The organism is Pseudomonas sp. H3_A02, assembly GCF_054671965.1.
Genome location: NZ_CP162807.1, coordinates 6,466,117 through 6,488,343 on the forward strand (window position 1 = coordinate 6,466,117; position 22,227 = coordinate 6,488,343).

Below are 22,227 nucleotides of genomic sequence, written 5' to 3' on the forward strand. Positions count from 1 at the left end.
ACTGCCGCAGAATGCGGCAGATTCGCAATTCAGCGAAGCGTTACAGACGACCCAGATCGTTGACGAGGGCAAGCAACATGACCCCGACCACCAAGCTGATACCGATCTGTATCCCCCAACCTTGCACCCGATCCGACAAGGGACGACCACGCGCCCACTCGATCAGATAAAACAGCAGATGCCCCCCATCCAGTACCGGAATGGGCAGCAAATTCAGAACCCCCAGGCTAATGCTCAGATAAGCAAGGAAATTCAGGAAATCAGCGACGCCCGACTGGGCAGAAGCGCCCGCCACTTTAGCAATGGTTATCGGTCCACTCAAGTTTTTTACCGAGAGCTCACCGAACAACATTTTCTTGAGCGAGTCCAGCGTCAGGATGCTCATGGTCCAGGTACGACGCGCACCCTCGCCAATCGCCGCCACAGGGCCGAAACTGACCTCGCGGATCATTTCCGGTGGCCAGTCGATCGCCTTGACGCCCGCCCCCAGGTAACCGGTCGGCGCCTTGCTCTCGCCACGGGCGGCCAGGGTCACCGGGACGTCGATTGGAGCACCGTCGCGCTCGACGCGCAGCACAATTTTGGTATCAGGACGCACACGAACCGAATCGACCACCTGCTGCCAGTCGCTGACCGGCTGGCCGTCGAGTGCCAGCAACCGATCGCCGGTCTTCAGGCCGGCAGCCTGGGCCGGGCCTTTCGGGTCGAGTTCGGCGAGTATCGGCGGCAAGGCCGGACGCCATGGCTTGATCCCCAGGGAACGGATCGGATCCGGCTCGTCGGCACCCTTGAGCCAGTTGTCCAGGATCAGTTCGCGAGGCGAATCCACCGTGGAACCCTGCTCGCGCACCATCAATTGCAACGAACCGCTCTCACCCAGGCGACGCACCAGTTGCAGGTTGACCGCCGCCCAGCCCGATGTCGGCTCCCCATCGATGGCAACGATTTCCTGCCCGGCACCCAGCCCGGCACGGGCGGCGACGCTGCCGGCCTCTACCCCACCGATGACCGGACGCACCTGCTCGCTACCCAGCATGGCAAGGCCCCAGAAAAACACCATGGCCAGCAGGAAGTTGGCAATCGGCCCCGCCGCGACGATGGCGATACGCTGACGGACGGTCTTGCGATTGAAGGATTGATCGAGCTGATCGGCCGGCACTTCGCCTTCGCGCTCGTCGAGCATCTTGACGTAGCCGCCCAATGGGATGGCCGCCACGACGAACTCCGTGCCTTTCTTGTCGTGCCAACGCAGCAGAGGCATGCCAAAGCCCACGGAAAAACGCAGGACCTTGACGCCACAGCGACGCGCAACCCAGAAATGACCGAATTCGTGAAAAGTGACCAACACCCCCAAGGCAACCAGGGTGCCGACAATCATATAGAGCGCGCTCATCTGTTTTCTCCGCAATCCTGTCCAGGGCAATCCTGGCTAACGTATCGCAGCTTCAACGCCCGTGGCGCTGCAGCCATTGGCCCGCCAACTCACGGGCCCTGGCATCCGCCGTAAATACTGTATCGAGGTCGTCGACCGAAACCACGGCCTCGAGATTCAAGACTTCCTCGATGATACTCGCGATCTCGAGGTAACGGACACGTCCATCGAGAAACGCAGCAACTGCCACTTCATTGGCAGCGTTAAGCATGGCCGGTGCGCTGTTGCCCGCCTCGGCCGCCTGGCGCGCCAGGCGCAGGCAGGGAAAGCGCTGTTCATCGGGCGCCTGGAAATCCAGGCGAGCGATGGCGAACAGGTCCAGTGGTGCAACGCCCGAGTCGATACGCTCCGGCCAGGCCAGGGCATTGGCGATCGGGGTGCGCATGTCCGGGTTGCCCAACTGGGCCAGCACCGAACCGTCGACGTAGTCCACCAGGGAGTGAATCACGCTCTGGGGGTGAATCACCACCTCGACCTGCGACGGCTTGGCATCGAACAGCCAGCAGGCCTCGATCAGTTCCAGGCCCTTGTTCATCATGCTGGCCGAATCCACGGAAATCTTGCGCCCCATGGACCAGTTCGGATGTGCACAGGCCTGTTCGGGTGAAACATGCACCAATTCTTCCAACGGCGTCTGCCGGAACGGGCCACCGGAGGCTGTCAGCAAAATCCGTCGAACGCCTACCGCGCCGAGACCACGGGAAAAATCCTGCGGCATGCATTGAAAAATCGCATTGTGCTCGCTGTCGATGGGCAGCAACACCGAGCCGCTCTTGCGTACCGCCTGCATAAATAACGCGCCGGACATCACCAGCGCCTCTTTATTGGCCAGCAGGATCTTCTTGCCGGCCTCCACCGCCGCGAGGGTCGGACGCAGGCCCGCTGCACCGACAATCGCCGCCATCACGGCGTCGACTTCAGGGTCGGCAGCCACTTGGCAGAGCCCCTCCTCCCCCACCAGCACACGGGTTTGCAGGCCGGCAGCGCGCAGATCATCCTGCAACGCCCGCGCCACGCCTGCCTCGGGCACCACGGCAAACCGCGGCGTGTGGCGTTTGCACAACGCCAGCAACTCACTCAAGCGCGTGAAGCCACTGAGGGCGAACACCTGGTAGCGCTCCGGATGCCGGCCAATGACGTCAAGCGTACTCAGGCCAATCGAACCGGTCGCGCCAAGGACAGTGATCTGCTGGGGGCGACTCACGGTGCCGCCATCCACAACAGCACGGCAAAGATCGGGATCGCGGCAGTCAGGCTGTCGATGCGATCCAGCACGCCACCGTGACCGGGCAACAGGTTACTGCTGTCCTTGATCCCGGATTGACGCTTGAACATGCTTTCGGTCAGGTCGCCGACGACGGACACGAATACGATCAAGGCGGCGCCCATAAGCCCCATGAACAGCTGCGCGACCGTCCAGTCGCGCACGAAACCGACCACGGTGGTGATCACCAGGCTCAGGGCCAAACCGCCATAGACCCCTTCCCAGCTCTTGCCAGGGCTGACTTTCGGCGCGAGCTTGCGCTTGCCGAAGGCCTTACCGGAAAAATAGGCGCCGACATCGGCCCCCCAGACCAGCACCATCACAGCCATGATCTGCCAGTTACCCAGTGGGCCTTGCTTGATCCAGATCAGCCCCTGCCAGGCCGGCAGCAGGATCAACAGGCCGATGACCAGCTTGGTCGCCGTGTTGGTCCAGTGATGCGTAGTCTGCGGATAGGTCAGGACCAGGAAGGTCGCCGTCGCCCACCACAGCACCGCGGCACCGAGCACCCAAGGCGCGAGGCCAGGCACCACGTACATGATGAACAGCATGGCCGCCACGGCCGCTGCGTAGGCCACGCGCGCCGACTGCGCAGGAAAACCCGCCAACCGCGCCCACTCCCACGCCCCCAGAGTCACGACCAGTCCGATGAACAGCGCGAAACTGGCGCCTTTGAGCAGGAAGAAACCACCCAGGGCGATGGGCAACAGGATCAAAGCAGTGATGATTCGTTGTTTAAGCATTAAACCCGGGCTCCAGCTTCGATCTGCTCGCTCGTTTTACCGAAGCGACGCTGACGGGAAGCGAAATCGGCCAGTGCGGTGCGCATGGCTTCGTGTTTGAAGTCCGGCCAGAACAGGTCGGAGAAGTACAGCTCGGCATACGCCAACTGCCAGAGCAGGAAGTTGCTGATGCGATGCTCGCCACCGGTACGGATGCACAGGTCCGGCACCGGCAGGTCGCCGGTCGCCAGGCAGGTCTGCAACAGCTCAGGAGTGATGTCTTCCGGGCGCAAGTGCCCGGCCTGGACTTCCCGCGCCAGGCGCTGGGCGGCCTGGGCAATGTCCCACTGGCCACCGTAGTTGGCGGCGATTTGCAGGACGAACCGATTGGCACCCGCCGTCGCAGCCTCGGCTTCGCGCATCGCAGCCTGCAATTCAGGATGGAAGCGCGAGCGATCGCCGATGATGCGCAGGCTGATCTTGTTGTCATTGAGGCGCTTGGCCTCACGACGCAGAGCCTTGAGGAACAGGTCCATCAAGGCGCTGACTTCATCGGCCGGGCGCTGCCAGTTCTCGCTAGAGAAGGCGAACAGAGTCAGCACCTCGACCCCCGCCTCGGCGCACACCTCAATGACCGCACGAACCGCATCGACCCCCGCCTTGTGCCCGGCGACGCCAGGCATAAAGCGCTTCTTGGCCCAACGGTTGTTGCCATCCATGATGATCGCCACATGGCGCGGCACCGCAAACGGCACGGCCTGCTTGGTCTTTTCCATGAAAACGAGACCCTTATACGGCCATCAGGTCTTTTTCTTTCTGCGCCAAATCCGCATCGATCTTAGCCACATACTTCTTGGTCAGGTCGTCGATCTCGCCAGTGGCGCGACGCTCTTCGTCTTCGCTGATTTCCTTTTCCTTGACCAGGTCCTTGAGCTGGCTGTTGGCATCACGGCGGATGTTGCGCACGGCAACACGAGCGTCTTCAGCCACATCACGCGCCTGCTTGGTGAAGCCCTTACGGGTTTCCTCAGTCAGGGCCGGCATGGAGATCAGCAGCAGCTCACCCAGGTTGGTCGGGTTCAGGTTCAGGCCGGCACTGCCGATAGCCTTGTCGACCGCGCCCAGCATGTTGCGCTCGAAGGCCACGACCTGCAGGGTACGCGCGTCCTTGACGGTGATGTTGGCCACTTGCTTGATCGGGGTATCGGAACCGTAGTACGGCACCATCACGCCCTCGAGGATGCTCGGGTGCGCCTGGCCGGTGCGGATGCGACCGAAGTTGTGTGCCAGGGACTCCAGGGATTTCTGCATGCGCTGTTCAGCGTCTTTCTTGATTTCGTTGATCATTGTTGAGCTTCCTCGATCAGTGTTCCTTCGGCGCCGCCATGGACGATATTCAGCAGGGCGCCAGGCTTGTTCATGTTAAAGACGCGCAGCGGCATCTTGTGGTCGCGGCACAGGCAGATAGCCGTCAGGTCCATGACACCCAGCTTGCGATCCAGCACTTCATCGTAGGTCAGATGATCGAACTTCTCGGCATGCGGGTCCTTGAACGGGTCAGCGGTATAGACGCCATCGACCTTGGTTGCCTTGAGCACGACATCGGCATCGATCTCGATCGCTCGCAGGCAGGCAGCCGAATCCGTGGTGAAGAACGGATTACCGGTACCGGCGGCAAAAATCACCACTTCCTTGGCGTTGAGGTGGCGCATGGCTTTGCGGCGGTCGTAGTGATCGGTCACGCCAACCATGGAAATGGCCGACATCACGATGGCCGAGATATTGGCACGCTCCAGCGCGTCGCGCATAGCCAGGGCGTTCATCACAGTGGCCAGCATGCCCATGTGGTCGCCTGTGACCCGATCCATGCCGGCCGCGCTCAGCGCCGCACCGCGGAACAGGTTGCCGCCGCCGATGACCAGGCCGACCTGAACGCCGATCCCGACCAGTTGGCCAACTTCCAGGGCCATGCGATCCAGCACTTTCGGATCGATCCCGAACTCTTCCGAGCCCATCAGGGCCTCGCCGCTAAGCTTGAGTAGAATGCGTTTATAGCGAGCCTGATAACCACTGCCCTGCTGAGCCATTGCGAATCTCTCCTGCGGCGTATTTTCAAAAATTCTTTGCGGACTGTTTGCAGCCTGCGTTCACTCTAGCTTGACGCTGACACAGCGTCATCGGAACACGGGCTTTGTAAGCCAGTTCCGACAGGAAACCAATAAAAATCGGCATCCCCATCTGAAAAGAGGCTGCGCGCATAAGCGGGCAGCCTCTTCAGGGCGACAGTTATGAAAACTGTCTTATTGCTTGCTGGCAGCCAGCTGAGCAGCCACTTCTTCAGCGAAGTTGTCTACTGGCTTCTCGATGCCTTCGCCCACTTTGAAGTAAGTGAAGGAAACGATTTCAGCGCCGCCCTTCTTGGCCAGTTCGCCGACCTTGATTTCAGGGTTCTTGACGAACGCCTGCTCAACCAGGCTGGCTTCAGCCAGGAACTTGGTGATACGACCGGCAACCATTTTTTCAACGATTTCGGCAGGCTTGCCTTTGATCTTGTCTTCGTTGAGCTGCATGAACACGGCTTTTTCGCGCTCGATGGCATCAGCGGAAACTTCCGACGGCAGCAGGAACTCAGGGTTGCTGGCTGCGACGTGCATCGCGATGTCCTTGGCCAGCTCGACGCTGCCGCCTTTGAGAGCTACAACGACGCCGATCTTGTTGCCGTGCAGGTAAGAACCGACAACATCGCCTTCGACGCGAACCAGACGACGGATGTTGACGTTTTCGCCTACTTTGGCAACCAGGGCTTCACGAGCCGATTCCTGAGCGGCGATCAGCGGAGCTGCGTCGGTCAGTTTGTCGGCGAATGCTTTTTCGACGCTGGCGGCAACGAATGCCTTGAAGTCGTCTTGCAGGGCCAGGAAGTCGGTCTGCGAGTTGACTTCGATGATAACGGCAGCTTTACCGTCATCCTTGATGCCGATCGCGCCTTCAGCGGCAATGTTGCCGGCTTTCTTGGCAGCCTTGATGGCGCCCGAAGCACGCATGTCATCAATGGCTTTCTCGATGTCGCCGCCAGCCTTGGTCAAGGCTTTCTTGCAGTCCATCATGCCTTCGCCGGTACGCTCGCGCAGTTCTTTGACCAACGCTGCAGTAATCTCTGCCATTTCAAAATCCTCTTGGATAGGTTTTCAACCATTCCACCCGATCGAACGGGCGATCAATTCTTCCTGGAAAACCACTGCTTATAGGCCGCGGCAGGTTACAAACAGGTCACTGCGCCGGCGGCAAATGGTTTTCGAGGTGGCAAAAAGGGGGCCAAGCCCCCTTTTTGCTTACTGAGTCAACGCCAGGGGCGTCGATTACTCAGCGGCTGCTGCCGGAGCTTCTTCAGCGAAGACTTCGGTGCCGCCGTTAACATTGTTGCGACCACGGATCACAGCGTCAGCCATCGAACCCATGTACAGCTGGATGGCGCGGATGGCGTCATCGTTACCTGGGATGATGTAGTCAACGCCTTCCGGGCTGCTGTTGGTATCGACAACGCCGATGACCGGGATACCCAGCTTGTTGGCTTCGGTGATCGCGATGCGCTCGTGATCAACGTCGATCACGAACAGTGCGTCAGGCAGACCGCCCATGTCCTTGATACCGCCCAGGGAGCGGTCCAGCTTCTCAAGATCGCGAGTGCGCATCAGCGCTTCTTTCTTGGTCAGCTTGGCGAAAGTACCGTCTTCGGACTGGACTTCAAGGTCACGCAGACGCTTGATGGAAGCGCGAATGGTCTTGAAGTTGGTCAGCATGCCGCCCAACCAGCGGTGATCGACGTACGGCGAACCGCAACGTGCTGCTTCTTCAGCAACGATCTTGCCAGCGGAACGCTTGGTGCCGACGAACAGAATCTTGTTTTTGCCCTGGGCCAGGCGCTCTACGAAGGTCAGTGCCTCGTTGAACATTGGCAGGGTTTTTTCAAGGTTGATGATGTGGATCTTGTTACGCGCGCCGAAAATGTACTTGCCCATTTTCGGGTTCCAGTAACGGGTCTGGTGACCGAAGTGCACACCGGCCTTCAGCATATCGCGCATGTTGACTTGGGACATGATAGTTCCTTGATAAGTCGGGTTTGGCCTCCACGTATCCCAATGACCAACCAGCGGCTTATATAAGCCGAGGCACCCAGGTCATCGTGTCGACACGTGTGTGGATTTAAGCTTACGGGGTCATCCCCGGAAAGCGGCGCATTTTATACCACAGCAAGGGCGAAAACGGAACACGGATTCTGAAATCCCCTGTGGTGGGTGGATGGTGGGAGCAAGGCTTGCCCGCGACGAAGGCGATGCGGCCCTTCAGAAATCGAGTCGCCTGGGTCGCGAGCAAGCCTTGCTCCCACTCGCGCCCCTCGCCACAGAGTTCCAGGCTGGAGGGTTCTTTGTACTGATCGTCTGTTAGAATCGCCTCTTTCAGGGCCGTTCGGAGCATCCTCCGCCGCCTATTTCGCTTTGAACAGCGCCGTCGAGCGCAGAGAGAGCCTGTATGACCGTTACCCTCAAGACCCCCGAGGACATCGCTAAAATGCGTGTCGCCGGCAAACTCGCCGCCGAAGTGCTCGAGATGATCGCCGACTACGTCAAGCCCGGCGTGACCACCGAAGAGCTGGATCGCATCTGCCACGACTACATCGTCAATGAGCAGAAGGCCATCCCGGCCCCACTCAACTACAAAGGCTTCCCGAAGTCGATCTGCACCTCGATCAACCACGTGGTCTGCCACGGCATCCCCAACGAAAAACCGTTGAAGGATGGCGACACCCTGAACATCGACGTCACCGTCATCAAGGACGGCTATCACGGCGACACCAGCCGCATGTTCCACGTCGGCAACGTGCCGGAGTGGGCCCAGCGCCTGTCCAAAGTTACCCAGGAATGCATGTACATGGCCATCGAACTGGTGAAACCGGGCTGCCGCCTGGGGGACATCGGCGAGGTGATCCAGAAGCACGCGCAGAAGAACGGCTTCTCGGTGGTGCGCGAGTTCTGTGGCCACGGCATCGGCAAGGTGTTCCACGAAGAACCGCAGATCCTGCACTACGGCCGTGCCGGCACCGGCATGGAACTGCAAGCGGGCATGACCTTCACCATCGAGCCGATGATCAACCAGGGCCGCGCCGACACCAAGGTGCTGGGCGACGGCTGGACCGCCATCACCAAGGACCGCAAGCTGTCGGCCCAGTGGGAACACACCCTGCTGGTCACTGAGACCGGCTACGAAATCTTCACCCTGCGCAGCGATGACACCATCGCGCGTGTTTCCGCCTGATCCGAACCCAGCCTATAGATCCGATAGATATAGATAGAAAGGAAAGCCATTCAATGCCGCAGGTGGATCCCGAACTCTTCGACCGCGGCCAGTTCCAGGCTGAACTGGCCCTGAAGGCAAGCCCCATCTCGGCGTTCAAGAAGGCGATCCGCCAGGCCCACGAAGTGCTCGACCAGCGCTTTCGCAGCGGCCGGGATATCCGTCGGTTGATCGAGGACCGCGCCTGGTTCGTCGATAACATCCTGCAAAAGGCCTGGGAGCAGTTCGATTGGAGTGAAGACGCCGACATCGCCCTCGTGGCGGTGGGCGGCTATGGGCGCGGTGAGCTGCACCCCTACTCCGACATCGACCTGCTGATCTTGCTGGACAGCGCCGATCACGAGGTTTTCCGCGACTCCATCGAGCGCTTCCTGACGCTGCTGTGGGACATCGGCCTGGAAGTCGGTCAGAGCGTGCGCTCGGTGCAGGAATGCGCCGACGAGGCCCGCGCCGACCTGACGGTGATCACCAACCTGATGGAAAGCCGCACCATTGCCGGCCCCGAGCACCTGCGCCAGCGCATGCTCGATGTCACCAGCACGGCGCACATGTGGCCGAGCAAGGACTTTTTCCTGGCCAAGCACGCCGAGCAGAAGGCCCGTCACCACAAGTACAACGACACCGAGTACAACCTGGAGCCCAACGTCAAGGGTTCGCCCGGCGGGCTGCGGGACATCCAGACGATCCTGTGGGTCGCCCGCCGCCAGTACGGCACGCTGAACCTGCGTGCCCTGGCCGGTGAAGGTTTCCTGGTGGAAAGCGAAAACGCCTTGCTGGCCTCGTCCCAGGAATTCCTGTGGAAGGTCCGCTACGCCCTGCACATGCTGGCCGGGCGCTCCGAGGACCGCCTGTTGTTCGATCACCAGCGCTCCATCGCCGGCCTGTTGGGTTTCGAGGGGCAGGATGCCAAGCAGTCCATCGAAAACTTCATGCAACAGTACTACCGCGTGGTGATGAGCATCGCCCAGCTCAGCGAACTGATCATCCAGCACTTCGAGGAAGTCATCCTCGCCCCCGAAGACGAAGAACCACCGCTGCCGATCAACTCGCGCTTCCAACTGCACGACGGCTACATCGAAGCGCGCAACGCCAACGTTTTCCGCCGCACGCCCTTCGCCATGTTGGAAATTTTCGTGCTCATGGCCCAGCAACCGGAAATCAAGGGCGTACGCGCCGATACCATCCGCCTGCTGCGGGAAAACCGTCATCTGATCGATGAAGATTTCCGTCACGACATCCGCAACACCAGCCTCTTCATCGAGTTGTTCAAGTGCAAGATCGGCGTGCACCGCAACCTGCGCCGGATGAACCGCTACGGGATCCTCGGACGCTACTTGCCGGAGTTCGGCTTCATCGTCGGACAGATGCAGCACGACCTGTTCCACATCTATACGGTCGATGCCCACACCCTGAACCTGATCAAGCACCTGCGTAAGCTGCAGTACACCCAGGTGTCGGAAAAATTCCCGCTGGCCAGCAAGCTCATGGGCAAGCTGCCCAAGCCTGAGCTGATCTACATGGCCGGGCTGTACCACGACATCGGCAAGGGCCGCCAGGGCGATCACTCCGAGATCGGCGCAGTGGATGCCGAGGCGTTCTGCCAGCGCCATCAACTGCCCGTGTGGGACAGCCGGCTGATCGTCTGGCTGGTGCAGAACCACTTGGTGATGTCCACCACCGCACAGCGCAAGGACTTGTCCGATCCGCAGGTGATCCACGACTTCGCCCAGATCGTCGGCGATGAAACGCGCTTGGATTACCTCTACGTGCTGACCGTGGCCGACATCAACGCCACTAACCCGAGCCTGTGGAACTCCTGGCGCGCCAGCCTGTTGCGCCAGCTCTACACCGAGACCAAGCGCGCCTTGCGCCGTGGCCTGGAAAACCCGGTGGACCGCGAAGAGCAGATCCGCCGCACCCAAAGCGCCGCCCTGGACATCCTGGTGCGAGGCGGCACCGATCCGGACGATGTCGAGCAGCTCTGGTCGCAATTGGGCGATGACTATTTCCTGCGCCACACCGCCGGCGACGTGGCCTGGCACAGCGACGCGATCCTGCAGCAACCGGCCGATGGCGGGCCGCTGGTGCTGATCAAGGAAACCACCCAGCGCGAGTTCGAGGGCGGCACGCAGATCTTCATCTACGCCCCGGACCAGCACGACTTCTTCGCAGTGACCGTGGCGGCGATGGACCAGCTCAACCTCAACATCCATGACGCCCGGGTCATTACCTCCAGCAGCCAGTTCACCCTCGACACCTACATCGTGCTCGACACCGACGGCGACTCGATTGGCGACAACCCGGCACGGGTCAAGCAGATCCGCGACGGCCTGACCGAAGCCCTGCGCAACCCGGCGGACTACCCGACCATCATCCAGCGCCGGGTGCCGCGCCAGCTCAAGCACTTCGCCTTCGCGCCCCAGGTGACGATCCACAACGACGCCCAGCGCCAGGTCACCGTGCTGGAACTCAGCGCCCCGGACCGCCCGGGCCTGCTGGCGCGGGTCGGCCATATCTTCCTGGAGTTCGACCTGTCGCTGCAAAACGCCAAGATCGCCACCCTCGGCGAGCGGGTAGAAGACGTATTTTTCATCACCGACGCTCACAACCAGCCGCTGTCCGATCCGCAACTGTGCAGCCGCCTGCAGGAAGCCATCGTCCGGCACCTGAGCGTTAACCAGGAAGCTGATGCCAACCTGACGCGGATCAGCATCTGAACGAACAAATTTCCCCCTGTGGGAGCGGGCTTGCTCGCGAAAGCGGTGTGTCAATCAACATAATCACTAACTGACACACCGCTTTCGCGAGCAAGCCCGCTCCCACATTGAACGAGGCCCCCGATGAACAACGCCCTGAACCAGTTGCAGCCCTACCCGTTCGAGAAGCTCCGCGCCTTGCTCGGCAGCGTCACGCCCAACCCCGACAAACGCCCCATCGCGCTGTCCATCGGCGAACCCAAGCATCGCTCACCCAGCTTCGTGGCTGAGGCCCTGGCCAGCAATCTGGAAAAAATGGCCGTGTACCCGACCACCCTCGGTATCCCGGAATTGCGTGAAGCCATCGCCGGCTGGTGCGAACGCCGCTTCAGCGTGCCGAACGGCTGGCTGGACCCGACGCGCCATGTGCTGCCGGTCAACGGCACCCGTGAAGCCTTGTTCGCCTTCACCCAGACCGTGGTCAACCGGGGCGACGACGCCCTGGTGGTCAGCCCGAACCCGTTCTATCAGATCTACGAAGGCGCGGCGTTCCTGGCCGGGGCCAAGCCGCACTACCTGCCGTGCCTGGACGAAAACGGCTTCAACCCGGATTTCGATGCGGTATCGCCAGACATCTGGAAACGCTGCCAAATCTTGTTCCTGTGCTCTCCGGGCAACCCGACCGGTGCGCTGATCCCGGTGGATGTGCTGAAGAAACTCATCGCCCTGGCTGACGAATATGACTTCGTCATCGCCGCGGATGAGTGCTACAGCGAACTCTACTTCGACGAACAAACCCCGCCGCCGGGGCTGCTCAGCGCCTGCGTCGAACTCGGTCGCAAGGACTTCAAGCGTTGCGTGGTGTTCCACAGCCTGTCCAAACGCTCCAACCTGCCAGGCCTGCGCTCCGGTTTCGTGGCCGGCGACGCGGACATCCTCAAGGGTTTCCTGCTGTATCGCACCTACCACGGCTGCGCGATGCCCGTGCAGACCCAACTGGCGAGCATCGCCGCGTGGAACGACGAAGTCCACGTACGGGCCAACCGCGCGCTGTATCGGGAGAAGTTCGACGCGGTACTGGAAATCCTCAGCCCGGTACTGGACGTGCAACGCCCCGACGGCAGCTTCTACCTGTGGCCGAACGTAGCGGGCGACGATGCGGCGTTCTGCCGTGACCTGTTCGAACAGGAACACGTGACCGTCGTGCCGGGCTCGTACCTGTCCCGCGATGTGGACGGCGTCAACCCAGGCGCCGGCCGCGTGCGCATGGCCTTGGTCGCGCCATTGGCTGAATGTGTGGAAGCGGCGGAGCGGATCCGCGCGTTCATCCAACGTCGGGGTTAATCCCGCATCAGGACTTGAGTAGACCGCTGTTGTGGCGAGGGAGTGGCCGCCGCTTCTGTGGCGAGGGGATTTATCCCCGTTGTGCTGCGAAGCGGCCCCCAAACCAGCCAACTCGGTGTGTCAGAAAGATTGAGCTCACTGCTTTAGGGCTGCTACGCAGCCCAGCGGGGATAAATCCCCTCGCCACAGGTCCAGTGCTTCACAGGTATTTTTGTGTTTGCCTTTCGATTTATCGCGAGCAAGCTTTGCTCCCACAGTGGACTTGTGTGGCTCACACAACCTGTGATCGATACCGGATCCTGTGGGAGCAAAGCTTGCTCGCGATGAGGCCGGCACTTATGACATCAAGTCCGAAGCTCTACCCGATCCAGGCACTTGTTCGCCAACAACATCCCCAACTCAATCATCTGGGCCACTCCCAATGCGACATGCCGTCGCGAGCCATCCTGATCGAAGGCAAGGTCGTTGAGCATTGCATTGGCAGACGCCAGGGTTTCGCTGAGGTTGGCCAGCAATACTTCCGTGTCGATACCGTCAGCCACAGTGAATAGCAGTACTGAGGGTTTGGGTTCTGACTTGCTGTCGTCATCAGGCTTGAGATATTGATCCAACACACGGTCGGCTGCCTCTTGCAGCTTTTCGGGTGCATAGTCGCCGTAGGGAAAAGTGGAGGCTGGTTTTGGTGGGTTTGGAGTTTCTTTGATCATTTGGATGCTCCTTGGGTGTTGGAGCCGCCACAAAGCCTTCTCACGGACTAGAGAGTGGCAGCCGTACGCGGGGTGAGAATCCGGGTCAAACACCCACTAAATACCCGGCCATGTCGAAACATGCCCGCGCACAGCCGCCATAACATGATGTATGGACGAAACGCGCCTGCACTTTATATGGCGGGCGCTTATGCGCATAGTGGGTATTCGGATTCTCACGTCCGGTCGCTGAATTGGCAGCGACACCCAGAGGCTAGAGCCCTCGCTTCCGACGGACAACCTTAAAAACTTGTCGGAAACTTCGGTGCGTCTGACAGACCACAATCGCTTGCTCAGACAAGACAAAGAAATAAAACGCGCCCCCTAAAGCAAGCCATTGATTTTACGGGTTTAACACTTCAACAAATCTCATGCAGCCCTGTTTCAAGAACCAAGCTGGCTTGAATTCGCTAATACCAGTAGCCATGATCGCCCCCGTCACCAGCGAAAGCTGGCAGGAGTCTGGGTCCCTCTCAGGGTTGACCCAGCCACGCAGACGGGGCGGAGCAAGCTCAACTGCGTGTCGATTGAAGCCGCCTTCGGGTGGCTTTACTTGCTATGAGAACAAGGCACACCGGGCTTTGTTGCGTCTGAAATGCCGAAGATCCGCAAAGTGGTGGTGATCTATCCTGTGGCGAGGGGATTTATCCCCGCGGGGCTGCGAAGCAGCCCTCAAATCTACCAACCCGCTGTATCAGACAGCTTGAATTGACTGCGTTGGGACTGCTGCGCAGTCCAACAGGGATAAATCCCCTCGCCACAATTGGCTTTGCGCCATGGCTGCTATTTACCCAACCCCAAATTCGCCTCCGCCAGATCCAACTCCCCCAGCACCTCTCGCAGCACATCATCCCCAATCTGGTGATGACGGCTGAGGCGATACAACTCCAGCCGCTGCGCCCGATAGGCCTTCAAGCGCAGCCGGCGTTCCAGCAGGTCCATTTCGAACGCCAGCGCCTGGGCTTCGGCGGAGTCGTTGAACACCTCCAACTGATGGCGATATTCAGACATCAAGCGCGCCTTGACCTCGGTCGCCAGCGCGGCCTGAGCCGCATCGGGTGTACTGGGCAGCTCGGCCGGTTCCTCCACTTCCAACGCATGGATCGCCGCTTCAGCGGTTTTGCGCCAGGCCTCGCGCACTTCGTTGCGACGTTTGTCGTCAGGGCTCCTCTCGATACCCCGCAGCAGCAATGGTAAAGCGATGCAAGCCGCGATCAGCGACAACAGAATCACCCCGGCGGCAATGAAGATCAGCAAATCGCGCTCGGGAAACGCCTCGCCCGCCCCCAGCAGCAACGGCACCGACAGCACGCCCGCCAGCGTCACCGCCCCGCGCACGCCGCCGAAGGTCAGCAACCAGCAGGAGCGCGCAGTCGGCACGAACGTCAGTTCGTTCTCGCCACGCCAGCGACGTAACAGCCCGGACAGCCGCCAGATGCTTTGTACCCAGACAAACCGCAGTACCAGCAACACCAGGAAAATCGCCACCACCTCCAGGCAACGGTAGAACAGTGTCGGCCACAGGGTGGTTTCGTGACTGGTCGCCGCCTTGATGATGTCCGGCAATTGCAGCCCCAGCAGCAGGAAGATCAAGCCGTTGAAAGCGAACTCCAGCAGCGACCAGACGCTGCGATTGAGCAGCCGCGTACCGGTCTGGCGCGGCAACAGGTCGAGCCAGCTCTGCATCATCCCCGCCGCCACCGCCGAGAGAATGCCCGAGGCGCCTAATCGTTCAGCCAGCACATAGGCGGCAAACGGTAGCAGCAACATGAACACCACGTGGGTGGCCGGATCGTCCCAGCCTCGGGCAATCATCCAGGCCCGCAAGCGGCCCACCAGCCAACTCAGGGCCACGCCCACCAGCAGGCCGCCGACCGCCACCAGGACGAAGGCCAGGCTCGCGCCCGCCAGGGAAAACACCCCGGTGATCGCCGCCGCCAGAGCGAACTTGAACGTCACCAGGCCCGACGCGTCGTTCATCAACGCCTCGCCCTGGAGCATGTGCATCAAAGGTGCGGGCAGACGGTCACGGGCAATCGCCGACACCGCCACCGCGTCGGTCGGCGACAGCACCGCGGCCAGGGCAAAGGCCACCGGCAACGGGATACTCGGCAGCAGCCAATGAATGAAATAACCGGCGCCCACCACCGTGAATAACACCAGCCCCACCGCCAGCGTCAGTATCGGCCCACGCAGGCGCCATAACTCGCGCTTGGGCATGCGCCAGCCGTCGGAGAACAGCAGCGGTGGCAAGAAGAGAAACAGGAACAGCTCAGGATCGAGGGCCACGTGCAGTCCCAGGGACGGCCAGGCCAGCAAGGCACCGGCGCCGATCTGCACCAGGGGCAACGGCAGCGGGATCAACCGTCCGATCAGGCGCGACACGCCCACCAACATCAACAGGATCAGGACGGTATAGGCGCTTTGCATAACGGACTTCCAATGACAGCCATACACATCTGCGGCAACAGCTGGCCGGTGAAGTACCATATTAACTGCCAGGGTGAACCACCGCCTTTGCACATTGGTCGCACCTCGGCAGCGTCAATGCGCAGTCGCCCCTTGGCCCCTCCCAACCTCCACGCGGCAGGAGCGACCGGCGACTATCCGAAGCTAAACAGCTCGCTCAGCGGCATTGAGGGTCGAACGACCCGAGACAACATCGACGCCGTCTCCCTCATTGTCGCTATCTTCCCCGATCTGTTCGGCCGTCGACACTTCGACCAAGGGCAACATTCCCTGCAGCTCATCCGGATGAGCGGGACCGGCGGATAGCCTGTCCAACGCGGCGGAGGCCTTGTCCGCCAACGGCTGGGTCATCACTCCCGTTGTCACCCAGGCGGCGAGCACCGGGGCCATCGTGGCCGTAACCGTCGCCTTGCCAGCCGCCGCAACACCGGCAGGCGAAATCCCGGCGCTCCTGGCTGCGTTGACAGCGGCGGTCTGGGCCATGCCGATCGCAGTAATACCGCCGGCCAACGCTCCGAGACTACTGACCAAGCCTGTCGGCGTAACCAAGGCTTGCAGCGATTTGCTGCCATCGCGCATCACGTCCAGCGGCAGGCTGCCGACCCGCTTCGCAATGCCCAACGCAGCACTCCCTACGCCATAATTCTTGAGGTCCTTGTAACGCTGATGCCAGTCTTGACGCCCCAACAGGTATTCCGGGCCAATCCGGTGTTTCGATTTATCGATGGAATGTTGCAGGTCATAGGCGGCCATGCCTGAAAGCGGAGAACCGACGGCAGCTATCACCGAATCCACCTTGCTGCCCGTTTGCGCATCGACGGTCTTCGTCACGACGGGTTGGATGACCGTGCGCAACACGTTTCGCGCGGAGAAGGTCTGGAAAGTCAGGCTGCCTTCGATAGCCTGGGTCGTCAGGCTCGGCTTCACCGCCTGGGCGGCTTCCTGCATGACCGGCTCCAGATCGGCATTTTCGGCCGCCAGCCACTGGGTGTCGCTGGTGGCGCGCTTGATCAGGCCATTGCCAACCGTGTCGGCGGCGCTGCTGACTAGGCCGGCAATCGCCGACAGCGCCAACGGCGCGGTAATCGAGCCATTGCCGGTCACCGCCGGGGCGAAGTCCAGCGCAATGGACGCCGCGCCGAAGGGAACCGAACGAACGAATCCAACAGTGTCATGGGACGCGCGATCCAGCCGCGAGCCTTTGGTCAGCACGGCGTCGACGCTTTCCGCGGTTTCCCCGTCATTGGCCAAGGTACGCGAACGATCGTCGATCAGTGCTTCGAAGGCCTGGCGATTGGCACCGTTTATATGCGGCTCGAATACCCGGGTGAGCTGGGCCTTGATTGCACCAGTCCGATTTGCCAGGTCCTGTTCAGCCGTGACAGGGCCGATCGGGACGGATGCAGCGGTCCCGGTGGTCGATGTTGTTGAATGGGGCGGAAGTGTTTCTTCAGCTTGATGCGTCAGTGGATGGGGCGGTGTCAGAGAGATGGAATCCATGGGCGGGTCTCCTGTGCGTAAAATCTTGGGTTTACTTGCGCTGTGTGGTCACTTCTTTCCTGTCGGTTCCGCCTCGTCCGATCCGTCGCGACAGTCAAGGCACTGAAAGGAACGACGTGGCATAATCGTCCGCTGATTTTCAGGACGATACCGGGAACGTTTTGGGGGAGCATTCATGCCCAAGGAAAACAAGCACTTACAGCTTTTCGGCATCAAAGCCTGTGACACGATGAAAAAGGCGCGCACCTGGCTCGATGATCACGCGGTGCGCTATGACTTTCACGATTACAAAACTGCCGGCATCGACCGTGAGCACCTGACCCAATGGTGCAACGAGCATGGCTGGCAGGTGGTGTTGAACCGTGCCGGTACGACCTTTCGCAAACTCGACGACGAACGCAAAGCCGATCTCGACCAGACGAAAGCCATCGAACTGATGCTCGCCCAACCCTCGATGATCAAGCGCCCGGTGCTTGACCTCGGTGACCGAACCCTGATTGGCTTCAAGCCAGATATTTATGCGGCAGAGATCAAGTAAGCCTGCCCAGTCCATTTTGTAGAGGTAATTTCATGTCCACTACCCTGTTCAGCCTGGCCTTCGGCGTCGGCACCCAAAACCGTGAAGGCGCCTGGCTGGAGGTGTTCTACGCACAGCCGCTGCTCAAGCCGTCGGCTGAGATCGTTGCCGCTGTCGCGCCGATCCTTGGCTACAGCGAAGGCAACCAGGCCATCACCTTCACCACCGCCCAGGCCTCGCAACTGGCCGAAGCCCTCAAGGGCGTCGATGCCGCGCAAGCCGCGCTACTGACCCGCCTGGCTGAAAGTCACAAGCCGCTGGTCGCCACCCTGCTGGCCGAAGACGCCCAACTGAGCTCCACCCCTGAGGCCTACCTCAAGCTGCACCTGCTGTCCCATCGCCTGGTCAAGCCCCACGGCCTGAACCTGGCCGGCATTTTCCCACTGCTGCCGAACGTGGCCTGGACCAGCCAGGGCGCGATCGACCTGAGCGAACTGGCCGAGCACCAGCTCGAAGCCCGCCTGCGTGGCGAGTTGCTGGAAGTGTTCTCCGTGGACAAGTTCCCGAAAATGACCGACTACGTGGTTCCGGCCGGTGTGCGTATCGCCGATGCCGCGCGGGTCCGCCTGGGCGCCTACGTGGGCGAAGGCACCACCGTGATGCACGAAGGTTTCGTCAACTTCAACGCCGGCACCGAAGGCCCGGGCATGATCGAAGGCCGAGTCTCGGCGGGCGTATTCGTCGGCAAGGGTTCGGACCTGGGCGGCGGTTGCTCGACCATGGGCACCCTGTCGGGCGGCGGCAACATCGTGATCAAGGTTGGCGAAGGCTGCCTGATCGGCGCCAACGCCGGCATCGGTATCCCGCTGGGCGACCGCAACACCGTGGAGTCGGGCCTGTATGTGACCGCCGGCACCAAAGTGAAGCTGCTGGACGAAAACAACCAACTGGTCAAAGTGGTCAAGGCCCGCGACCTGGCCGGCCAGCCTGACCTGTTGTTCCGCCGCAACTCCGAGACCGGCGCGGTGGAATGCAAGACGCACAAGTCGGCCATCGAGCTGAACGAAGCGCTGCACGCTCACAACTAAGCTTCACACCACCACCTGTGGGAGCGGGCTTTTTTGTGGGAGCCGAGCTTGCTCGCGATGGCAGCGACACGGTTTTACTGCAAGACCGCGTCATCGTTCATCGCGAGCAAGCTCGGCTCCCACAAAAAAAAGCCCGCCCTCACGGGGGCCGGCGTCATTCCAGCAGGGCCCGAAAGCATGTTGATCCAATCCCCCTGGCGTGCCGATTTCCCGGCCATCGCCGCCCTGCAACGGCAAGGCCAGACCTATCTGGACAGCGCCGCCACCACGCAAAAGCCCCAAGCCCTGCTGGACGCCCTGACGCACTACTACGCCAACGGCGCGGCCAACGTGCACCGTGCGCAACATTTGCCGGGCGCCCATGCCACCCAGGCGTTCGAGGACAGCCGTCTCAAGGTCTCGCAATGGCTCAATGCCGGAAACTGCGGGCAAATCGTCTTCACCCACGGCGCCACTTCGGCGCTGAACCTGCTGGCCTACGGGCTGGAACATCTATTCAACCCGGGCGATGAGATCGTCATCAGCGCCCTGGAACACCACGCCAACCTGCTGCCGTGGCAGCAACTGGCCGAGCGCCGTTCATTGACCCTGGTGGTGTTGCCACTGGATGCCGACGGCGTGATCGATGCGGGCACCGCCGCCGAGCTGATCGGCCCGCGTACGCGCTTGCTGGCAGTGAGCCAGTTATCCAATGTGCTGGGGGCCTGGCAGCCCGTGCCGGCGCTGCTGGCCCTGGCCAAGGCCCAAGGCGCGCTAACGGTAATCGACGGTGCCCAAGGCGTGGTCCATGGCCGCCACGACGTGGAGGCGCTGGGCTGCGACTTTTACGTGTTTTCCAGCCACAAACTCTACGGCCCCGACGGGCTGGGTGTGCTGTTTGGCCGTACCGAAGCCCTTGGCCACCTGCGCCATTGGCAGTTCGGCGGCGAAATGGTGCAACAGGCCGATTACCACAGCGCCACCTTCCGGCCAGCGCCGTTGGGCTTCGAAGCCGGCACGCCGCCGATTGCCAGCGTGATCGGGTTGGGCGCAACTCTGGATTACCTGTCCGACCTCGACCCGCAGGCGGTCATCGACCATGAGGCGGCGTTGCATGACTACCTGCTCCATGGCCTGTTGGCCCGCAACGGCGTGCGCCTGGTGGGCAACCCGCGCCTGGCCCTGGTCAGCTTCGTGGTCGAAGGCATCCACAACGCCGACCTGGCGCACCTGCTGACCGAGCAAGGCATCGCCGTGCGCGCCGGGCATCACTGCGCGATGCCGTTGTTCAAGCACTTGAAGCTGTCCGGGGCGATTCGGGTGTCGCTGGCGCTGTACAACGACTCTGCCGACCTCGAACGGTTCTTCGAGGCCTTGGACCAGGCCTTGGAGATGCTCCGATGAACCTGCCTGCCGATGCCGTCGCCGCGCTGCAGATTTTCCAGGACGCCTCCGGCTGGGAACAACGCGCCCGATTGCTGATGCAATGGGGCGAACGCCTGCCGCCCCTGAGCGACGAGGACAAGTGCGAAGCCAACCTCGTCCACGGCTGTGAAAGCCAGGTGTGGTTGGTGGGTCGCTTGCATGACGGGCACTGGAAGTTTTCCGCCAGCAGCGATGCGCGGTTGATCCGTGGGTTGGTGGCGTTGCTGCTGGCGCGGGTCAACGGATTGTCCGCTGACGAGTTGCAGCAGGTGGATTTGCCGGATTGGTTCAATCAGTTGGGATTGTCGCGGCAGCTGTCGCCGTCGCGTAGCAATGGCTTGAATGCGGTGTTGCAGCGGATGTTTGAGTTGACTGAATAATCGCCATCGCGAGCAAGCTCGCTCCCACAGGGGATTTGTGTCGTACACAAAATTTGTGTTCCATGAGATCCAATGTGGGAGCGAGCTTGCTCGCGATGAGGCCATCTGCCCCACCCTCAAACCTGAGGCTTGGTCCTATCCGCCGGCCGCCGCACACCCGCCACGATCTTATCCACAGCCTTGGTCGCCGCGACCATGCCGAACGTCGCCGTGACCATCATCACCGCGCCGAACCCACCGGCGCAGTCGAGCTTGACGCCGTCGCCGACAAAACTCTTCTGCAGGCAAATGCTGCCGTCCGGCTTCGGATAGCGCAGCTGTTCGGTGGAGAACACGCAAGGCACGCTGTAGTGACGGGTCACGGTGCGGGAGAAGCCGTAGTCGCGGCGCAGAGTGGAGCGCACCTTGGAGGCCAGCGGATCGTTGAACGTACGGTTGAGGTCGCAGACCTGGATCAGCGTCGGGTCGATCTGCCCGCCCGCACCGCCGGTGGTGATGATCTGGATCTTGCGGCGCTTGCACCAGGCGATCAGCGCAGCCTTGGCGTTGACGCTGTCGATGCAGTCGATCACACAGTCGATGTTCGGCGTGATGTACTCGGCCATGGTGTCGCGGGTGACGAAGTCGGCCACCGCGTGCACAGTGCAGTCGGGGTTGATCCCCCGCAGCCGCTCGGCCATCACCTCGACCTTGGGCTTGCCGACGGTGCTGTCCAGGGCGTGCAACTGACGGTTGGCGTTGCTGACGCAGACATCATCCAGGTCGAACAGCGAAATCTCGCCCACGCCGCAACGGGCAATGGCTTCCGCCGCCCAGGAACCGACACCGCCGACGCCGACAATCGCCACATGGGCCGCCCGCAGGCGCTCCAGGCCTTCGATGCCATACAAACGGGCGATGCCGGCAAACCGTGGATCTTCTGTACTCATGACCATTACCCCAAAAACCGGCGCGCATTATAGGGCTTTGCCGCGGCAATTCGAGCCGGTCGCGAAATGAATCCGACCAATTTCCCCTTGTGGGAGCGAGCTTGCTCGCGATGGCGTCAGCCCAGTCAATAGAGTATCGACTGATCCACCGCCATCGCGAGCAAGCTCGCTCCCACAGGATTTGTGTTCCAACTGACCAGCACCAGGGCCCATGGTGGTCGTTTTGCTATAAGATAACCGCCATTTTGTAAGCCTCGACCGAATACAATTCAACGGTCGCACTCAGGACCTGTGGGAGCGGGCTTGCTCGCGAAGGCGTCATCACTGACGCTAAAAGCTTCGCGAGCAAGCCCGCTCCCACATGGACTGTGATCTCCTTTCCAG

The 22,227-nt window shown here is 61.3% G+C and carries 20 protein-coding genes; 7 read left to right on the top strand and 13 right to left on the bottom strand.

What is annotated here, in order from left to right; all coding sequences use genetic code 11:
* Nucleotides 1-40: 40 nt before the first annotated feature.
* The 9 genes from rseP to AB4N80_RS28555 form a co-directional block, all read right to left on the bottom strand.
* The gene (gene rseP / locus AB4N80_RS28515; protein ID WP_122565469.1) at nucleotides 41-1,393 is read right to left on the bottom strand and encodes an RIP metalloprotease RseP; all 1,353 of its coding nucleotides are present in this window, start codon (nucleotides 1,391-1,393) and stop codon (nucleotides 41-43) included.
* A 52-nt stretch (nucleotides 1,394-1,445) separates the two neighbouring features.
* Nucleotides 1,446-2,636: a 1-deoxy-D-xylulose-5-phosphate reductoisomerase gene (ispC, locus tag AB4N80_RS28520; RefSeq protein WP_122565470.1), complete on the bottom strand. Its 1,191-nt coding sequence runs from the start codon at nucleotides 2,634-2,636 to the stop codon at nucleotides 1,446-1,448.
* Nucleotides 2,633-3,439: a phosphatidate cytidylyltransferase gene (locus tag AB4N80_RS28525; protein WP_460080026.1), complete on the bottom strand. Its 807-nt coding sequence runs from the start codon at nucleotides 3,437-3,439 to the stop codon at nucleotides 2,633-2,635. The genes ispC and AB4N80_RS28525 overlap by 4 nt, the downstream gene beginning before the upstream one ends.
* Entirely contained in the window at nucleotides 3,439-4,194 is a 756-nt protein-coding gene (gene uppS, locus AB4N80_RS28530) for a polyprenyl diphosphate synthase (RefSeq protein ID WP_122565472.1), read from the bottom strand. Before uppS ends, AB4N80_RS28525 begins: the two co-directional genes overlap by 1 nt.
* 13 nt (nucleotides 4,195-4,207) lie before the next feature.
* Complete coding sequence (frr, locus tag AB4N80_RS28535) at nucleotides 4,208-4,765, bottom strand: ribosome recycling factor (RefSeq protein WP_003198238.1); 558 nt, start codon at nucleotides 4,763-4,765, stop codon at nucleotides 4,208-4,210.
* Nucleotides 4,762-5,505: a UMP kinase gene (gene pyrH / locus AB4N80_RS28540; RefSeq protein WP_003184915.1), complete on the bottom strand. Its 744-nt coding sequence runs from the start codon at nucleotides 5,503-5,505 to the stop codon at nucleotides 4,762-4,764. The genes frr and pyrH overlap by 4 nt, the downstream gene beginning before the upstream one ends.
* A gap of 213 nt (nucleotides 5,506-5,718) precedes the next feature.
* Nucleotides 5,719-6,582: a translation elongation factor Ts gene (gene tsf / locus AB4N80_RS28545; RefSeq protein ID WP_018603730.1), complete on the bottom strand. Its 864-nt coding sequence runs from the start codon at nucleotides 6,580-6,582 to the stop codon at nucleotides 5,719-5,721.
* A 195-nt stretch (nucleotides 6,583-6,777) separates the two neighbouring features.
* A complete protein-coding gene (gene rpsB / locus AB4N80_RS28550; protein ID WP_003198231.1) occupies nucleotides 6,778-7,515 on the bottom strand; it encodes a 30S ribosomal protein S2 in 738 nt (245 codons plus the stop codon).
* Between the two features lie 112 nt (nucleotides 7,516-7,627).
* A complete protein-coding gene (locus tag AB4N80_RS28555; RefSeq protein ID WP_122565473.1) occupies nucleotides 7,628-7,894 on the bottom strand; it encodes a hypothetical protein in 267 nt (88 codons plus the stop codon).
* Between the two features lie 54 nt (nucleotides 7,895-7,948).
* Between AB4N80_RS28555 and map the strand changes: the two genes are divergently transcribed.
* From map to dapC, 3 genes are all read left to right on the top strand, one after another.
* The gene (map, locus tag AB4N80_RS28560) at nucleotides 7,949-8,731 is read left to right on the top strand and encodes a type I methionyl aminopeptidase (RefSeq protein WP_053118843.1); all 783 of its coding nucleotides are present in this window, start codon (nucleotides 7,949-7,951) and stop codon (nucleotides 8,729-8,731) included.
* Between the two features lie 53 nt (nucleotides 8,732-8,784).
* Entirely contained in the window at nucleotides 8,785-11,487 is a 2,703-nt protein-coding gene (locus tag AB4N80_RS28565; protein ID WP_354338113.1) for a [protein-PII] uridylyltransferase, read from the top strand.
* A 123-nt stretch (nucleotides 11,488-11,610) separates the two neighbouring features.
* On the top strand, nucleotides 11,611-12,810 hold the full coding sequence (gene dapC, locus AB4N80_RS28570; protein WP_122565475.1) for a succinyldiaminopimelate transaminase: 1,200 nt from the start codon (nucleotides 11,611-11,613) through the stop codon (nucleotides 12,808-12,810).
* Between the two features lie 344 nt (nucleotides 12,811-13,154).
* Here the strand turns inward: dapC and AB4N80_RS28575 are convergent, their stop codons facing one another.
* The 3 genes from AB4N80_RS28575 to AB4N80_RS28585 all read right to left on the bottom strand — a co-directional run bounded on the left by AB4N80_RS28575 (nucleotide 13,155) and on the right by AB4N80_RS28585 (nucleotide 17,525).
* A complete protein-coding gene (locus AB4N80_RS28575) occupies nucleotides 13,155-13,517 on the bottom strand; it encodes a DUF6124 family protein (protein ID WP_460080032.1) in 363 nt (120 codons plus the stop codon).
* Nucleotides 13,518-14,339: 822 nt separating this feature from the next.
* The gene (locus AB4N80_RS28580; protein ID WP_460080034.1) at nucleotides 14,340-15,986 is read right to left on the bottom strand and encodes a Na+/H+ antiporter; all 1,647 of its coding nucleotides are present in this window, start codon (nucleotides 15,984-15,986) and stop codon (nucleotides 14,340-14,342) included.
* A 183-nt stretch (nucleotides 15,987-16,169) separates the two neighbouring features.
* Nucleotides 16,170-17,525: a type III effector protein RopAA gene (locus tag AB4N80_RS28585; RefSeq protein WP_305491775.1), complete on the bottom strand. Its 1,356-nt coding sequence runs from the start codon at nucleotides 17,523-17,525 to the stop codon at nucleotides 16,170-16,172.
* Nucleotides 17,526-17,700: 175 nt separating this feature from the next.
* Between AB4N80_RS28585 and AB4N80_RS28590 the strand changes: the two genes are divergently transcribed.
* The 4 genes from AB4N80_RS28590 to AB4N80_RS28605 all read left to right on the top strand — a co-directional run bounded on the left by AB4N80_RS28590 (nucleotide 17,701) and on the right by AB4N80_RS28605 (nucleotide 20,914).
* A complete protein-coding gene (locus AB4N80_RS28590; RefSeq protein ID WP_122565478.1) occupies nucleotides 17,701-18,063 on the top strand; it encodes an ArsC family reductase in 363 nt (120 codons plus the stop codon).
* A 32-nt stretch (nucleotides 18,064-18,095) separates the two neighbouring features.
* Nucleotides 18,096-19,130 (top strand): 2,3,4,5-tetrahydropyridine-2,6-dicarboxylate N-succinyltransferase, encoded by a 1,035-nt coding sequence (dapD, locus tag AB4N80_RS28595; RefSeq protein WP_122565479.1) that lies wholly within the window; start codon nucleotides 18,096-18,098, stop codon nucleotides 19,128-19,130.
* 177 nt (nucleotides 19,131-19,307) lie between these two features.
* Nucleotides 19,308-20,513 (top strand): aminotransferase class V-fold PLP-dependent enzyme, encoded by a 1,206-nt coding sequence (locus tag AB4N80_RS28600; RefSeq protein WP_460080038.1) that lies wholly within the window; start codon nucleotides 19,308-19,310, stop codon nucleotides 20,511-20,513.
* Nucleotides 20,510-20,914, top strand: a complete 405-nt coding sequence (locus AB4N80_RS28605) for a SufE family protein (protein ID WP_305482804.1) — start codon at nucleotides 20,510-20,512, stop codon at nucleotides 20,912-20,914. Before AB4N80_RS28600 ends, AB4N80_RS28605 begins: the two co-directional genes overlap by 4 nt.
* Before the next feature lie 116 nt (nucleotides 20,915-21,030).
* Here the strand turns inward: AB4N80_RS28605 and tcdA are convergent, their stop codons facing one another.
* Nucleotides 21,031-21,843 (bottom strand): tRNA cyclic N6-threonylcarbamoyladenosine(37) synthase TcdA, encoded by an 813-nt coding sequence (gene tcdA, locus AB4N80_RS28610; RefSeq protein WP_436278758.1) that lies wholly within the window; start codon nucleotides 21,841-21,843, stop codon nucleotides 21,031-21,033.
* Nucleotides 21,844-22,227: the final 384 nt, after the last annotated feature.

Coding starts and splice junctions, on each gene's coding strand:
- AB4N80_RS28555 (WP_122565473.1), bottom strand. CDS start 7,894: ATGCTCCGAACGGCCCTGAAAGAGGCGATTCTAACAGACGATCAGTAC.
- AB4N80_RS28585 (WP_305491775.1), bottom strand. CDS start 17,525: ATGGATTCCATCTCTCTGACACCGCCCCATCCACTGACGCATCAAGCT.
- tcdA (WP_436278758.1), bottom strand. CDS start 21,843: ATGAGTACAGAAGATCCACGGTTTGCCGGCATCGCCCGTTTGTATGGC.
- frr (WP_003198238.1), bottom strand. CDS start 4,765: ATGATCAACGAAATCAAGAAAGACGCTGAACAGCGCATGCAGAAATCC.
- map (WP_053118843.1), top strand. CDS start 7,949: ATGACCGTTACCCTCAAGACCCCCGAGGACATCGCTAAAATGCGTGTC.
- AB4N80_RS28600 (WP_460080038.1), top strand. CDS start 19,308: ATGTTGATCCAATCCCCCTGGCGTGCCGATTTCCCGGCCATCGCCGCC.
- dapD (WP_122565479.1), top strand. CDS start 18,096: ATGTCCACTACCCTGTTCAGCCTGGCCTTCGGCGTCGGCACCCAAAAC.
- AB4N80_RS28590 (WP_122565478.1), top strand. CDS start 17,701: ATGCCCAAGGAAAACAAGCACTTACAGCTTTTCGGCATCAAAGCCTGT.
- AB4N80_RS28605 (WP_305482804.1), top strand. CDS start 20,510: ATGAACCTGCCTGCCGATGCCGTCGCCGCGCTGCAGATTTTCCAGGAC.
- rpsB (WP_003198231.1), bottom strand. CDS start 7,515: ATGTCCCAAGTCAACATGCGCGATATGCTGAAGGCCGGTGTGCACTTC.
- rseP (WP_122565469.1), bottom strand. CDS start 1,393: ATGAGCGCGCTCTATATGATTGTCGGCACCCTGGTTGCCTTGGGGGTG.
- uppS (WP_122565472.1), bottom strand. CDS start 4,194: ATGGAAAAGACCAAGCAGGCCGTGCCGTTTGCGGTGCCGCGCCATGTG.
- dapC (WP_122565475.1), top strand. CDS start 11,611: ATGAACAACGCCCTGAACCAGTTGCAGCCCTACCCGTTCGAGAAGCTC.
- pyrH (WP_003184915.1), bottom strand. CDS start 5,505: ATGGCTCAGCAGGGCAGTGGTTATCAGGCTCGCTATAAACGCATTCTA.
- tsf (WP_018603730.1), bottom strand. CDS start 6,582: ATGGCAGAGATTACTGCAGCGTTGGTCAAAGAACTGCGCGAGCGTACC.
- AB4N80_RS28565 (WP_354338113.1), top strand. CDS start 8,785: ATGCCGCAGGTGGATCCCGAACTCTTCGACCGCGGCCAGTTCCAGGCT.
- AB4N80_RS28575 (WP_460080032.1), bottom strand. CDS start 13,517: ATGATCAAAGAAACTCCAAACCCACCAAAACCAGCCTCCACTTTTCCC.
- AB4N80_RS28525 (WP_460080026.1), bottom strand. CDS start 3,439: ATGCTTAAACAACGAATCATCACTGCTTTGATCCTGTTGCCCATCGCC.
- AB4N80_RS28580 (WP_460080034.1), bottom strand. CDS start 15,986: ATGCAAAGCGCCTATACCGTCCTGATCCTGTTGATGTTGGTGGGCGTG.